At 59.1% G+C, this 15,271-nt stretch carries 9 protein-coding genes; 3 read left to right on the forward strand and 6 right to left on the reverse strand.

The genetic code is table 11. The features are described from left to right. Positions 1-8: 8 nt before the first annotated feature. From HMPREF3135_RS08545 to HMPREF3135_RS08555, 3 genes are all read right to left on the reverse strand, one after another. Complete coding sequence (locus HMPREF3135_RS08545; protein WP_016421885.1) at positions 9-965, reverse strand: iron-siderophore ABC transporter substrate-binding protein; 957 nt, start codon at positions 963-965, stop codon at positions 9-11. Positions 966-1,775: 810 nt separating this feature from the next. After that, positions 1,776-2,816 carry an aspartate-semialdehyde dehydrogenase gene (locus HMPREF3135_RS08550; protein ID WP_049171166.1) on the reverse strand — a complete coding sequence of 347 codons (1,041 nt, stop codon included), beginning with the start codon at positions 2,814-2,816 and terminating at the stop codon, positions 1,776-1,778. Between the two features lie 9 nt (positions 2,817-2,825). Next, positions 2,826-4,091: an aspartate kinase gene (locus tag HMPREF3135_RS08555; RefSeq protein WP_070429226.1), complete on the reverse strand. Its 1,266-nt coding sequence runs from the start codon at positions 4,089-4,091 to the stop codon at positions 2,826-2,828. 503 nt (positions 4,092-4,594) lie between these two features. Between HMPREF3135_RS08555 and HMPREF3135_RS08560 the strand changes: the two genes are divergently transcribed. After that, positions 4,595-5,605 carry a DMT family transporter gene (locus HMPREF3135_RS08560; protein ID WP_187400612.1) on the forward strand — a complete coding sequence of 337 codons (1,011 nt, stop codon included), beginning with the start codon at positions 4,595-4,597 and terminating at the stop codon, positions 5,603-5,605. Positions 5,606-5,761: 156 nt separating this feature from the next. Further along, the gene (locus HMPREF3135_RS08565; protein ID WP_070439143.1) at positions 5,762-6,730 is read left to right on the forward strand and encodes a class C sortase; all 969 of its coding nucleotides are present in this window, start codon (positions 5,762-5,764) and stop codon (positions 6,728-6,730) included. 6 nt (positions 6,731-6,736) lie between these two features. On the opposite strand, the gene HMPREF3135_RS08570 is transcribed toward HMPREF3135_RS08565, so the two are convergent. Together HMPREF3135_RS08570 and HMPREF3135_RS08575 are read right to left on the reverse strand one after the other, a co-directional pair. After that, positions 6,737-9,034, reverse strand: a complete 2,298-nt coding sequence (locus tag HMPREF3135_RS08570) for a YhgE/Pip domain-containing protein (protein WP_070429223.1) — start codon at positions 9,032-9,034, stop codon at positions 6,737-6,739. Further along, positions 9,034-11,667, reverse strand: a complete 2,634-nt coding sequence (locus HMPREF3135_RS08575; protein ID WP_070439146.1) for a YhgE/Pip domain-containing protein — start codon at positions 11,665-11,667, stop codon at positions 9,034-9,036. The genes HMPREF3135_RS08570 and HMPREF3135_RS08575 overlap by 1 nt, the downstream gene beginning before the upstream one ends. Positions 11,668-11,944: 277 nt before the next feature. Between HMPREF3135_RS08575 and leuA the strand changes: the two genes are divergently transcribed. Beyond that, positions 11,945-13,762, forward strand: coding sequence for a 2-isopropylmalate synthase (gene leuA, locus HMPREF3135_RS08580; protein ID WP_049193461.1), 1,818 nt, complete (start codon positions 11,945-11,947; stop codon positions 13,760-13,762). Positions 13,763-13,896: 134 nt separating this feature from the next. Here leuA and HMPREF3135_RS08585 read toward each other — a convergent pair whose 3' ends face one another. Next, the gene (locus tag HMPREF3135_RS08585) at positions 13,897-14,937 is read right to left on the reverse strand and encodes a hypothetical protein (protein WP_049171181.1); all 1,041 of its coding nucleotides are present in this window, start codon (positions 14,935-14,937) and stop codon (positions 13,897-13,899) included. Positions 14,938-15,271: the final 334 nt, after the last annotated feature.

The raw sequence follows: 15,271 nt of genomic DNA on the forward strand, positions 1-15,271 counted from the left end.
ACTTTCAATTAAATTGCGTCAGAGAACTTGTCGACTGCCCAGGGGATGGTCAATGGGTTCGGCATACTCATTGCATTGCCCACGTTTTCGTCCATCCAGCGGACCTTGCCTTCGCGAACAACGTCCAGCTTGCTGAATGTTGGATCCTTCTTCAAGGTATCGGCGGCACCCTGGTAATCAAGGATGAAGAGGTAATCGACGTTGTTGAGGTCGCTGTAGTTCTCAGGTGCGATGTCGCGGTAGAACTCGCCCCCGTTACCTTCGAGCTCCTTCGGGATCTCGAAGCCCAGACTCTTGATAAACTGCCCGCGACCGTCACCGGAGGTGTACAGGCCGATCTTTCCCTGATAAGGCATGACGATAGCCGCACGCTTGCCTTTGAGCTCAGGGTGCTGCTGTTGGAAATCATCGAAGGCCTTCTGCGTTTCTTCGACGAGTTTGTCGCCTTCTTCTTGCTTGTCTACAGCGCCGGCGATCTGGTTGACCTGATCCCGCCAGGGGATCTGCCAGTCCGTGGCACCGTCTGGCTTAACGGTGGTTGGGGCGATGTCATTAAGCGCCTTCTTCGCCTGCGCGTCTACGGCAGAGTTCACCGCAATGATCTTGTCCGGATCAGCGGCGGAGATCTTCTCCAGGATTTCAGCAGTGAATCCGTTGGCAGTACCGTAAACCACTTCAGGCTTGTTGTCGCCGAGCTTTTCGGTAGCCCATGGGCCGACGCCAGATGCATCAACATCTCCCTCAGCACCCCAGGGCGCTACGAGGACTGGTTGGATGCCTAGAGCGAGCAAGGTATCGCTGTCTCCCAGGCCAACTGCGGCGATGCGCTCGTCCCCGGTGCCCTCATTTTTTGACGCCGCCGCGTCGTCGCCTCGGGAGCAACCAGACAGAACAAGAGTGGATGCTGCCAAGACAGCGGCGGTCTTCAGCGCCGCTCGACGGGTCAGCGAATTGTTTCGAAACATGTGAAAACCTAACGCGTAAGGAACTCTTTGAAACGCTGTAAAGTACCCGTAGCCCCAAGAGACTGATGGCCTCTTTCGGCTACGGCCAACACAGCAATCGAGCCTATATTACACAGGTAAGGCTAACCACACAACAGGCTACCCTAAATTAGTCCGCTTCCTGCTCGGCCGCTACCGACTCCATCGCCGCCCTGGCCACCGTCGCCACGCTGGCCACCCTAGCCACCCTGGCCACTGTCACCGCCCTGGCCACCCTAGCCACCCTGGCTCTCAATGCCGAGATGCTCGCGCTATTGCAACTCGTGGCACCAACTGTCGGAAAAGTTGCACTTCGAAGGTCGAAATGTCGCTAGAACGGGAATCTGTCAGCACAGGCGCGCCTCCGAATTTTGCGACAATTCCCTGACCTGCAGTTTTGCGGAGCTGCAAATCAGTGTCTTTAACGCATTCCCGTTCTAGCGACATTCACCCCTGCTAGCGCCCCAAATACGGCGCCGTAGGCCACGCATCCCCGGTCTAGCGACATCTGCACATCCTCACGCCGCCAAATAGGGCGCCGGCGCCTCCCGTGACGCAATCCCCCCCAGCACTGCGCTCGCACAATCTCACATTCCGCTGGCGCTGCAGCCAAGCGGAAAGCGTGGGCGTCAATAAGAAAAAATAGGCCCCCTACCGCAACAATGTGAACTACTCCCCATTAGTTGGACTGAGAAATCAGTTACCGACTAGTGGGGAGTAGTTGTCATTGAGAGCACGAAGTTCGCTAAGTGCCGAGGCTTAACTTTTTGCGCTTTTAAGTACTGCGCTCAACTACTGGTCAGCGACCAACAACTCCGCAATCTGGATGGTATTCAGAGCAGCGCCCTTACGCAGATTGTCGCCAGAGACAACCAGCACCAGGCCACGCCCCTCCGGAACCGACTGATCGACACGGATACGACCCACCAGGGACTCATCCACACCAGCGGCGGCAAGCGGATTCGGAACGTCGACGACCTTCACGCCCGGCGCGGACTCCAGCAGTTCGGTTGCCTTCTCTACGGACAGAGCATTCTCAAACTCAGCGTGAATCACCAGCGTGTGGCCAGTGAACACCGGAACGCGCACACAAGTACCAGCAACAGCCAGCTCGGGGATAGACAGAATCTTGCGGGACTCATTGCGGAGCTTCTGCTCCTCATCAGTCTCCAGCGAACCATCATCAACAAAGTTTCCAGCCACCGGCAGCGCGTTGAAAGCAATCGGTGCGACATACGGACCAAAGTCCTCCGCAACCAGAGCCGAACCATCAGTGGTCAGCTTCTCCAGGTTGTCGATGTTCTCGCGCACCTGGCCAGCCAGAGTATTCACACCAGCAAGGCCCGAACCCGAGACCGCCTGATAGGAGGACACACGCAGACGCTGCAACCCGGCCTCGTCGTGAAGCGGCTTGAGAACCGGCATCGCGGCCATGGTGGTGCAATTCGGATTCGCGACAATGCCCTTCGGGATGTCCTGCAAAGCATCCGGGTTGACCTCGGAGACCACCAACGGGACCTCCGGATCCTTACGCCACGCCGACGAGTTATCAACAACAACAGCGCCAGCAGCCGCAAAACGCGGCGCCTGCTCCTTCGACAGCGTGCCGCCAGCGGAGAACACCGCGACATCAATGCCCTTCAGATCCTCATCCGAAGTAGCCGCGACATCCTCGACAACAATCTTCTCGCCGCGGAACTCCAACTCCTTGCCCGCACTACGAGCAGAAGCGAAGAAACGAACCTTATCGGCCGGGAAATTACGCTCCGCCAACAGGGTGCGCATCACACGGCCAACCTGACCAGTGGCACCAACAACAGCAATCGTGGTCATAAGAACTCCTTAACGTCCCGTACCAGCGTAAACAACAGCCTCGGTGTCGCCACCGAGATTGAAAGCGTCGTGCAGAGCCTTCACAGACTTATCGACATCCTGGTCATTAACCAGCACCGAGATACGAATCTCAGAAGTGGAAATCAGGTCGATATTCACACCCTCATCAGCGAGCGCCTCACAGAACGTCGCAGTCACACCCGGGTGGGACTTCATGCCAGCACCGACCAAGGAGACCTTGCCCACGTGATCGTCGTAAAGCACGTCCTTCCAGTCATTGTCAGCCTGCAGCTTCTTCAGCAACGCCATCGCCTTCGGAGCGTCCTCGCGCGGGCAGGTGAAAGTAATGTCAGTGCGGTTATCCGCGATGGTAGAGACGTTCTGCAGCACCATATCGATATTGATCTCCGCATCCGCAACAGCACGGAACATCTTCGCCGCCTGGCCCGGATCATCCGGAATGCCCAGCACGGTCACCTTCGCCTCGGAGCGGTCATGCGCCACACCGGTCAACACTGCTTCTTCCATAGGGATATCCTCCATCGATCCATCAACAAGGGTGCCAAGTTCATTGCTATACGACGAACGCACACGCAACGGAACATTAAACGCGCGGGCGTATTCGACACTTCGCAGCTGCAAAATCTTCGCGCCAACCGCGGCCATCTCCAACATCTCCTCGAAGGAAATGTTGTCCAAACGCTGTGCGTCCGGCACAATGCGCGGATCCGCGGTGTACACGCCGTCCACGTCGGAGTAAATCTCGCAGACGTCCGCCTCTAGGGCTGCCGCGAGGGCAACCGCAGTGGTATCCGAGCCACCACGGCCCAGCGTAGTGACGTCCTTGGTCTCGCGGTTTACACCCTGGAAACCGGCCACTAGGCAGATATGGCCCTCATCGAGAGCCTCACGGACACGGCCCGGAGTGACCTCGACAATGCGGGCGTTACCGTGGCGCTCCGTGGTAATTACGCCGGCCTGCGAACCGGTAAAAGAACGGGCCGAGGCGCCGAGGCTTGCGATTGCCATAGCGACCAGCGCATTGGAAATACGCTCACCGGCGGTCAGGAGCATGTCCATCTCGCGTCCCGGCGGGACCGGGTTGACCTGCTCAGCGAGGTCCAGAAGCTCATCGGTGGTGTCGCCCATTGCCGAGCAGACAACCACGACGTCATTGCCCTGCTTTTTGGTTTCCACAATTCGTTCTGCAACACGACGAATGCGTTCGGCGCTCTCCAGGGATGAACCACCGTACTTCTGCACAACCAGTGCCATGGTCGGCAACCTCCAAAAACTAGGCAACTATATGCACGTAACTATTATTGACTCAATTTACTTGAGTCGCATTCGTAATTACATAGTGGGTTACCAAAACGTAGCTTGCGGAGGTTGTGCGGAGGGTTTGGATCGGGTTGCGTAGGGGGTTGTGGGGTATCGTGGCCGGTATTCGGGTGTGGGTTGGGTGTTTGGGGTGTTTGGGGTGTCGGTTGGGTGTGGATCGGACGCTGCTGCGGGCTGCAAATGTGAAACTGACTAAGTTTATGACAAAAATATGCCTCAAAATACCTCGAAACTGTCATAAACCTAGTCAGTAACTCTCGGTACTGTGCCAGTAACCCCGGGCTCAGCCAGCTCCACTCCCTAACTCCCGGGCTCCGAGCTCAGTCAGCTTCTTAGCCGAACCAGCTGATTCCCGAGACGCTGAAGACACCAAGCACTGCCCCGCTCAACCCCTGCGAAGTGGACATGACAAGTGTTGCATGCCTAGCATTCCCTACGTGAACAATGACCTTCTCGCAGCGATACTGGCACTGCTGTCCGCACTCAGCATCGCGTGGGGAACCGTCATCCGCCACAACCTCTCCGGAACACTGGAAGAGGGCACCAGCACACTTCGCGGAGTGGCGAAAACCCTGAAGCTGCCGCGCTGGTGGCTGGGCTCGACCTTGGCGATTGCCGGGTATGCATTTCAAGTCGCGGCGTTGGCATTTGGCACGTTGCTCCTGGTGCAGCCGTTGCTGGTCATGAAGCTGATGCTCACGCTCCCGCTGGCGGCGAAGGTCAACGGTCGGCGGATTTCGCAGTCAGAGATGATCTGGTCCGTGGCGCTTACTTTTGCGGTGGCGACGCTGGTGTTGCTCGGCAAGCCGACTGCCGGCTCCACCGATATCCCCACTTACCTGTGGGGATGGGCTCTTGCCGTCGGTGGCGTGGTCACCTGCGGGCTTTACGCCGCTGCAGTTCAGTGGCCCAACACCGGCACCGGCGCCGGTGGCGGCTCAGACACCAAACAGCGCGGAGTGCTGCGCCAGAACCCGAAGGCCCTGCTGCTCGGCACGGCAACCGGCTGGCTGTACGGCTTCGTCGCGCTGCTGTCTAAGTCGGTGGTCGATACTTATGTCAATGACGGACTCGTCCAACTCCTGCTCTCCTGGGAACTCTGGCTGCTGGTGGCACTGGCGGTTATTGGCGTCGGCCTGCAGCAGGCGGCTTTTAACGCGGGACCGTTGCAAGCTTCGCTACCAGCTATGACCGTCGTGGAGCCGATCGTTGCCTTCAGCTTGGGATACATCGTTCTTGGTGAGCGCTTCCAGGCAGTTGGTGTGCAGTGGGTGGCGCTGTTTATCGCACTGGTGACCATGATTTCTGCCACTATTGCCCTGGCGGCTCGGCCGGCAGAGGCCACCTCCACCGCCGCAAGCACCCCAAGCACCGCAGACACCCCAAGCACCGACGCCCCAAGCACCGAAATCACCACCACAGACTCCACCGATGCCGCCGCGCGGTAAGTAGAGTTCAACTCTCCCGGGCCGCATGACATAAATTGGTATTTGCACTTATTAAGTCGTTAGCGATTTGTCGGCCTGGCTATCCCTGCCCGGGAACTGTCCCTGGTGAGAAAGACCCGTGGCCGCTATGCACAAGGTCACCAAAGGTAGGACTCGATGGGGCGTCATTCCCATTCCAAGCGGGCAACCAACACCGAAGCAAAGCCCCAAAAGGGCAAGAAGCTCAACTCGAACACCATCATCGCCCTGCTGCTGATCATTGGCGGTTTGGGCGTGCTGCTGTACCCGGTTGTCGCAACGCAGTGGAACAACTTCCTGCAGGCCCGCGCCGCAGATGAGTACTCCAAGCTGGAGAAATCCGCTCCTCCTGAGGTCTTGGACACCGCCTGGAATGAGGCCCACGAGTACAACGCCAGCCTCGGCGAGGTCAATCCCGGCGATGCCTGGACCACCTCCGATGACGAGTCTTCCCCGGAGTACCAGCGCTACCGCCACTACCTCGACGTGCTTGGCGAGACCGACGCGCTCGGTCGCATCGTCATCCCGTCCATCAACTCTGACCTGCCCATTTTCCACGGCACGTCGGAAAAGTCGCTTTCGCGCGGTGTCGGTCACCTCTACGGCACCGACTTCCCGGTCGGCGGCGTGGGCGAGGGTGAAGGTCGTCACGCGTCGCTGTCGGCGCATACGGGTCTGCAGAATGCGACGCTGTGGGACAACCTCGACAAGGTCAAGAAGGGCGACGCGTTCTACATCGCAGTCGCGGGTCACAAGTTGAAGTATGAGGTCCACGACGTAGCCGTCGTAAAGCCGGATGAAACCGATGCTTTACGACGCGTCCCCGGAGAAGACCTGATCACCCTGATTACGTGCACGCCTTACGGCATTAACACGCACCGACTGCTGGTGACGGGGCATCAGGTGCCGATGGATCCTGACGAGGAGTCCGTGTTCGACGGCAGCGGTTCGCAGTGGCAGTGGTGGATGTGGGCCATCCTGGCAGCAGCGGCGGTGATCATTGCGCTGCTGATTTGGTGGCTGCGGAAGCTCTCGCGCGACGGCAAGGGCGAGCCGGAAGCCGAGCGCGAGAGCGACGAGACAGAGAATGACGAGGCGGAGGATTAGGCCCCCTTACGAAGTCGCCATCACCTTCGTCTCCTCGATTGCGTTCTTGATCTCGTTGATTCCCTTTTCAAAGATGCGCTGAAGGCCCAGCGCCAGAATCAGCGACGGGATGATGAACAGCGCCAACATGAACATCAGCTTCCAGTAGTCTGCCTCATAGATACCGGCGATGGAGCTGCGGAACATATCGATCGCGTAGGTACCCGGCAGCCAAGGGCTAATGTTCTGGACCCACTGTGGCACCAGCGGCAGCGGATACGCGCCACCTGCGGCCGAGACCTGCATCACCAGCAACAGCACGCAGATGGCCTTGCCGGCGTTGTCGAAGGTGAAGACGAACGAGAAGACGATCATCATAAACACCAGCGAAATCACCCAGCCGGCCAGCAGCATCAGGAATCGGTGTGCGGGATCGATGCCCACGTACACCTGGAGTCCCAACACCATCAGTGTGGACTGAACCAGGCCTACGCTGGCGAAGGTGGCGAACCGGCCGAAGTATTTCTCGACGCGGGTGTAGTCATCGGCCTGCGCAGCGTTGATTTGTGCGTCACTGGTCGGCTCGTCGATTTCATCGCTGGCTGCATCGCCCTGCGCATCATCGACTGCATCGCTGACCACATTCTCGGCCTCATCATCGCCGACCTTCTGTCCGTCGCGGCTACGGACCGTGGTGCGGATCAGCACCGACGACAGCAGCGCACCGATCCACAGCGCGAGGGTCGCATAGAACGGCGCCATACCCGCACCGAAGCTCTGGACTGGGAAGACGGGGTCTTCCTCGACCTGCACCGGCGCGGCCAACTGCGCTGCCAGGGCACTTGGGTCATCACCGACGGCCTCAGCAATTCGCGAGAGGTCACCGGTGTCCTTCGCCTCTTCCAGCGCGTTGTGAATCTCGTCGAAGCGAGCCGCCAGATCATCAAAACGGTTGCTCAGGCCCATCGTGGCGGCGCTAGTCTTACGAAGCGTATCCACCGGCGAGCCGGAAATCGTACCGCGGATGCCGCGAATGTCCTCGCCAATGACCTCGATGTCGTTGCTCAGACGCGACACCGGCTCCGACAGTGCGTCGATCTGCGGGCGCAGGTTCTGCTCGTAGGAGTTTTTGGCATTTTCCACAGCGGCAATCGCAGCCGTGAAAGCGTCCTTCGCCTGGCTTATCGACGATCCCGTATCCCGGCCACCGCGCAAATCCGCCGCCACGGCGGAGAAACTCTCCTGCAGCCCACGGGTGCGAGCAATCGAGGTGTTCAGATCGGAAATCGCGCGGTCATAGCCCGGCTTAGCGACACCCGGAACCACTGCCCCAACGGTGTCCTCCAGGCGGTCGCGCATCGCAGTCAGGCCATCGGCCTGCTGGCCGAATTTGGCCGCCATCGCGTCAAAGGTATCTGCGGTCGCGCCGCTGGTGGCCTGGGTGCCGTCGACAAGCTCGTTGACGCGGTCGCGCACGCCTTCGTAGCTCGACTGCGTTGCGTCGAGCGCCGTGCTAACCGAGTCGCGAACATTGCCGACCGCGGCTTCCAGATCGCCTGCGACGTTGCCGTCACCCGAACCATTGCGCAGAATGTCCATCCGCGCACCAGCGTTTTCCAAAATGGAATCCGCGGTCTCCACCAGCGGCACGGTGGTCTCCACCAGCGTGGACAGCGAACGAGCAGTCTGCGCACCGGAGCGCAGCCGCGCGGCGGTGTCATCAACGCGGTTTTGCACGCGCGTCAGTGCCTGCTTGGAGTCGGAGGTGTTTAGATACTCATCCAGCGAGGTGATCACGCCCAGCCCAACACTGGCGACGACCTGCGTGAAGTTCTTGTCAATCTCCTGAATAACGCCACTCGCGCCCTTACTCGTAATGATTGACGAAAGCGCGTTCTTCTTCTCATTCGTATAGAGCGTCAGCTTAGGCGCCTTGGTGCCCCGGACGTAGAAGGTCATCAGTTCAGTACTGAAGTTCTCCGGAAGCACGATTGCCGCGTAGTAGTCACCGGACTTAGTGCCGTCGATGGCGTCCTCAGAATCCGTAATCTGCCAGTCAATTTCGTGGTTACGGCTCAGCTTCGACAGCACCTCATTGCCCAAGTTGACGTCAATCGCACCGATATCCGTGCGATGACCACGGTCATTACTGGCGACCGCAATCTTCAGCTTTTCGGTGTTCTCAAACGGCTCCCAGCTGGCCAGCACATTAAAGCAGGTGAACAGCAGCGGAATCAGCACCAGACCGAAAACCATGATGCCGGTCATCGTGTTCTGGCGGATCACCCGAAAGTCATTCCGCACAATTTCAAGAACGTTTCTCATTAGGCTTCACCTTCTGGGGAAGTCTTCACGCTTGCCGACGACACCTTCGCCTGTGGCTCAAACGAATCACCAGCATTTTCCAGCGAGTACGCATGCGGATGGGAAGTTTGGTGCTCCATGTAGGCGCGCAGCTCCTCCTCCGACATCTCGCTGAGCTCCTGGGCGTGAATCACAGACTGCTTGACGTACTCGCGCACCGCGATGTAGGCGAGGCAGAGCAGCACAAACAGGCAAGCCAGACCGAAGAACAGGGCCTTCTGATCCGGGTAGTTACGGGCCAAAATACCCAGCACCACCAGGGCGGCCACGGCGATGCCAATGGCCATGCGCATGAACAGCGTGTAGCTGCCACGCAGATTCTCCATCCGCTCGTCGACTCGCGATTGGTACTCCTCGCGGTTACGCAGCGCAAAGACGAGGTCACTGAGCTTGTATCCGCTACCGACCAGGTGGACTTCTTCGTTGTTGACCAGTCCGCCCTCTTCAAGCTGGTGGTTAACCAAGACATTGACCGAGGACAGGCTGCGGCGCAGCCAGTAACCGACCACGTAGGCGACCACTGCCATGGCCATCAAGGTGAGCATGTTCTTCAGGTAGTAATTCGAGTAGAAACCACCAATGGTCTCGCGGAGAGCATCAATGCCGTAGGTCAACGGCAAGAACGGATTCAGCGCCTGGAAGAAGTCCGGGGTCATCTCAATTGGATAGAGACCGGCGGCGCCAGGAATCTGAATAAACGCGAGCACTACGGCAATACCACGTCCCACGTGGCCAAACGCCGCCACCAAACTGTAAATAATGGCGAGATAACACAACTCCACCACGACACAGGTGAGGACGAACGCAACCGCGCTGACATGCTGCACACCAATGACGATGTCACCGATAGAGACAATCAGCGCCTGGAAAGTAGCGATGATGCCCAGCAGCAATGTGCGGCCCATGTACGCCTGGCCCACCGTGATTTCCTTGAAACCTTCCGCGTCGACTTCCACGCGGAAAATCACAATCAGAATGAACGCACCAATCCACAACGACAGGTTGGTAAACAGCGCCGCCATACCCGAGCCGTAGTGATCCACCGGGAACACGGCCTCGGTCTTAACCTCAGCCGGATCGCTCAGGAACTGCGAGATACCCTCAGGATCGAGGTCGTTGACCATGTTCATGGCTTCGCGCTCTTCGGTGGTGCCCAGGGTAAGGACATCGAGACGCGCAGTTTCCAGACCATCGCGCACACCATCAAGGTCAGCCTTGAAGCTCTCGAGGACCTGAGTCGCAGCGGAAAGCTGCCCACTCGTAGCGTCGAGAAGCGCGGACGTTTCCCGGACGGTGTCCTTTTGCGCGCCAAGCGCCGCCGCGTACGAACCCACGCGCGCGTTGAGCTGATTAAGGGCCCTGCTCAACTGCGGGAGTGCGTCCTGGGACGCCTGGCGGATCTGATCCGAGGCAGCCTTGCCGTCCTTAGTGGCCTGCGCCAACGCCTCGCTGGTGGCGTTGAGGGAGTCGAGAGTTCCCTGCGCCGAGCCGGAGACATTCTTCAGGCCCTCCACCAGCTCTTTATTGGTGGCGTTGCTCTCGTCGAGCGCATCGATTGTGCGCTGGATTGCCTGTTTATCCGGGCCGTTGAGCGGGTTGGCCTCCAGCAGGGAATTCAGCCCACCAATGACCTGATCCGCCTGGTTGACGATGTCCTCCGCCGCAGCCGTCGCAGAATCCGAACGGGAAATTGCGCCCTGCAGATTGCCAGTCATCGCACCAATCGCGGCGTTGGCGTTGCCGGTGCCCTCCACCAGAGCGGTGCTGCCCTGCAAGTAGGCGTCGTTGAGATCTGCGGAGAAATTCAGGACCTCATTACTGAGCTCACCAGTAATCGCCTGCACCTGGGTCAACGCATCCTGGGCGTCATCGAGGGCCGTGTCCACGCTGCCGAGAGTCTTCTTGATCTGCGCAATCGTCGGCTGCAGATCGCCAATCTGCTCCTGGATAGCACCGACTTCATCGCGGCTATTGGCAACCGCATCGGCGACATCCTGGAAAGCGTCAGCGGAATTGAGACGAGCCGCATCGAACCGCCCCTGCAGCAGGCCGCCAGCTTCCTTAACCTCCTCGGTGACCGCCTTCGCAATCTCCTTATTAAAGGAAGCGGAAATCTGACCATCAATACCGGACGCGCCCTGCGCCGTGATGTGCGGCGAGATCGCGTTGATCTTCTGGTTAGCGCGGTATTTCAGCTTTGCTGGATGCCCCTGCCCTTGAATCAGGTCAACCATTTCCTGCGAGAAATTCGGCGGAATGGTGATTTCGGCATAGACCCTGCCGCGCTTTAGGTCCCGGTCTGCCTTCTCGGCATCGGGGAACTGCCAGCCCAGTTCATGATTTTGTTTTAGTTGTTTGACCACCTGGTTACCGATATTGAGGCTTCCGGTAACCGAGGAACTCGCGCCCTTGTCCTCATTCACAATTGCCACACCGATGTTCTCGGTGTGCTCGTACGGATCCCAGAAGCCCGGGATGTTGAACCAGGAGTACAAGGCAGGGGTGATCATCACGCCGATGATGATTACCCACACTCTTGGGCTATTGCGGAGACGGCGCAAGTCTCGCTTAAGAATAGACCAGCTAGTTTGCACCTTAAGGACGCTATCATCTTTAATCCGCTAAATACATTGGTACTAGTTTTACAACTATCGATGGGTGGGGTGGGTGGCGTGTGGATGGCTGAGCACATTTCCCCCACTAAAACCCCCGAATGATGAAATTCATATAACCATCGGGGTAAGGTACATCACATGCAACGCGGACTACTGCTTCTATGCCGCGGCGGGGCTTGGGTTTAAGGCCGGCTCCCCGTCGCGGGGTAAGTTGTGCCGGCCTACAAGAAAAGTCCGAATTAGAAAGGCCCACAACATGTCTCCTTCCGACGCTTTTATTTCCGCTCCTTCTGTAATCTCCACTCCTGCTGGCGAGATTCCGGAAGGACAGCCTGCTTGGAATAAGCAGCGCAACTCCCAGATGGCAACCAACCGCTACCTGCCTTACGACCAGGAAGTTCAGGACTTCCAGCTGAAGGACCGCACCTGGCCGGACAAGCGCATTACTAAGGCACCGGTTTGGTGTGCCGTCGACCTGCGCGACGGCAACCAGGCGCTGATTGATCCGATGAGCCCGGAGCGCAAGCGCCGCATGTTCGAGCTGCTGGTCCAGATGGGATACAAGGAAATTGAGGTCGGATTCCCGTCCGCTTCCCAGACTGACTACAACTTCGTGCGCGAGATCATTGAGAAGAACATGATCCCGGACGATGTCACCATCCAGGTTCTGGTTCAGGCTCGCGAGCACCTGATCCGCCGCACCTTCGAGGCATGTGCCGGAGCAAAGAACGTCATCGTTCACTTCTACAACTCCACCTCGATCCTGCAGCGCGATGTTGTGTTCCGTAAGGACAAGGACGCAATCAAGAAGATTGCCACCGACGCCGCGGAGCTGATTAAGACCATCGCGAAGGACTACCCGGACACCAACTGGCGTTGGGAGTACTCGCCGGAGTCCTACACCGGCACCGAGGTTGAGTACGCCAAGGAAGTTGTCGACGCCGTGGTGGATGTCATCGACCCGACTCCGGACAACCCAATCATCATCAACCTGCCGTCGACCGTGGAGATGATCACTCCGAACGTCTACGCAGACTCCATCGAGTGGATGCACCGCAACCTCAACCGCCGCGACTCCATCATTCTGTCGCTGCACCCGCACAACGACCGCGGCACCGGCATCGCCACCGCCGAGCTGGGCTACATGGCCGGCGCTGACCGCATCGAGGGCTGCCTCTTCGGCAACGGCGAGCGCACCGGTAACGTCTGCCTGGTCACCCTGGGCCTGAACATGCTGACCCAGGGCGTCGACCCGCAAATCGACTTTTCCGACATCGATATGATCCGCCGCACCGTCGAGTACTGCAACCAGCTGCGCGTGCCGGAGCGCCACCCGTACGGCGGCGACCTGGTCTTCACCGCTTTCTCCGGTTCCCACCAGGACGCCGTGAACAAGGGCCTCGACGCAATGGCAGACAAGGTCCGCCCGGGCGCTGCCGTCAAGGAGCTTTCCGACGAGGACCTGCGCGCGGTGACCTGGGAGGTTCCTTACCTGCCCATCGACCCGAAGGACGTCGGTCGTTCTTACGAGGCCGTTATTCGCGTGAACTCCCAGTCCGGCAAGGGCGGCGTGGCCTACATCATGAAGACGGACCACGGCATGAACCTGCCGCGCTCCATGCAGGTCGAGTTCTCCTCCGTCGTGCAGGCAGTCACCGACGCCGAGGGCGGCGAGGTCAACTCCAAGGCGATTTGGGACATCTTCGCAGGTGAGTACCTGGACCGCGAGGCTCCACTCGAGCAGATTGCCCTGACTGTTGATGCCCCTCAGAACGAGTCGGACGCCACCAAGATCAAGGCTCACATCGTCTACGAGGGCAAGGAGCAGACCGTCGAGGGTGTCGGCAACGGCCCGCTGGCCGCTTACGCCAACGCCCTGGAGAAGCTCGGCATCAACGTCGAGGTTCAGGAATACGTCCAGCACGCTCGCACCGCAGGTGACGACGCCGAGGCTGCGGCCTACGTCCTCGCAGATGTCAACGGCACCAAGGTCTGGGGCTCCGGCATCGCTGGTTCCATCACCTACGCGTCGCTGAAGGCAGTCACCAGCGCGGTCAACCGCGCACTGGCTTAAACTCCACATAGTTACTGACTAGGTTTATGACACTTTCGTGGCAAAATTTGTGCTCAAAGTGTCATAAACCTAGTCACTTTCTTTTTGAGGCAAACTATCCAGCGGCCCCTCGGCCCCGCTACCCAATTACCCAACTACCCAATCAACGGGCCGGCATTGCGCACATCCGCACGGAAAGTCACCCCACCTGCGGCTACCACGCGTTCGCGCTCGATCAGGATTGAACGGAGCGTCGATAAGCGAACTGCGTGCAATTCCACCTCTTTCCACACCACCCGCGCGACATCCAGCCCCGTTGCGCGCAGCGAACGCTCGCGGTAAGTCTCCCGCGTGAGCAGCTTGGACTGAGCCGCGGGCGTCGGCGCGACCTCGCTCGCCGAATACTTGATGTGGCCGTCGAACTCCACGACAAGCAGCAGTTCAGGGATATAAAAATCCACGCGGGCGAGAAAGTGCGGCGGATCGTGGCTGGTGCCGCGAGTCCAGATTTCGGCTTGCTCGTGGAACTTCAGGCCGAGTTCGAGAAGAGCGGCTTTAGTCAGCGCCTCACCGGGCGTTTCGCAACGACCATGACAGACCGCGAGCGCACGATGAAACAGCTCTTGGCCCCGCACGCTGGGATAATGCGCCGGGAGCTCCTCAAGCTGATCGCGCGTGGCGCCATGCCGCAGCGCACCTTCGACAGCCAACACCGCCGCCCGCCACGACACGGACTCCGGCCCCTTCTGCCTGAACCGGACGCGACACTCATCGAAGGCCGCACGCGCGAGCACCGCGACCCGCCGGTCCGCGAGCCCCTGCGTGTGATCCAGATGGATCTCCGAGCGCAGGCGCATGCAATAGTCGATGCCGTGGAACTCCTGACTCCCGCCCACGACCACAATCTTCGCATCGCGCACCAGCACCCACGAACCGTGCAAGGCCAGCGCTGCAGCTCCCGAAATGACGCCTGACGACGTCTCGGAGACCACCGCCAAAGCAGTAATAGCCAGGCGTTTCTCGCGGTGGAGCCCCTCCCAGGCATGCGCGACTACATAGTGACCTCGGCAAAGCCGCTCCAGATAACCGGCCCGCGCTTGCCTTGCGACCTCGCGGTATCCATTCCCCGGCTGGTCATCCGGCCTAATGATTCCAAACTGGTCCGCCACCAGTTGCTTGCGTTTCTTGTTGACCATTTCTCCCCCGCCCCGTGGTTGTTGTCCTGTGGCTGTTGCCCCGTGGTAGTTATTTCGTCCTTATTTTTGTGGCGCTGTTTTGTGGCTCTATTTCGTGGCCTTGGCTTGTGGCACTGTTTTGTGGCCCCTATTTAATAAGGCGCGGAAATTGCCCTCGCGGTTCCATTCCTTTTCGGCTGAGCACCCAGTCGGGGGAAAACTTTTGGGCCTTGCGTGGTTTTTGTAGTTTGCGTGGTTTACGGGACCCGTGTGACCGTGCCCCACGGTCCTTCTGAGCTTGAGGCCGAGCTAGTGCCCAAGTTACTGACTAGGTTTATGACACTTTCGTGGCAAA

This window comes from Corynebacterium sp. HMSC14H10, from assembly GCF_001807105.1.
Taxonomy (GTDB): Bacteria; Actinomycetota; Actinomycetes; order Mycobacteriales; family Mycobacteriaceae; genus Corynebacterium; species Corynebacterium jeikeium_D.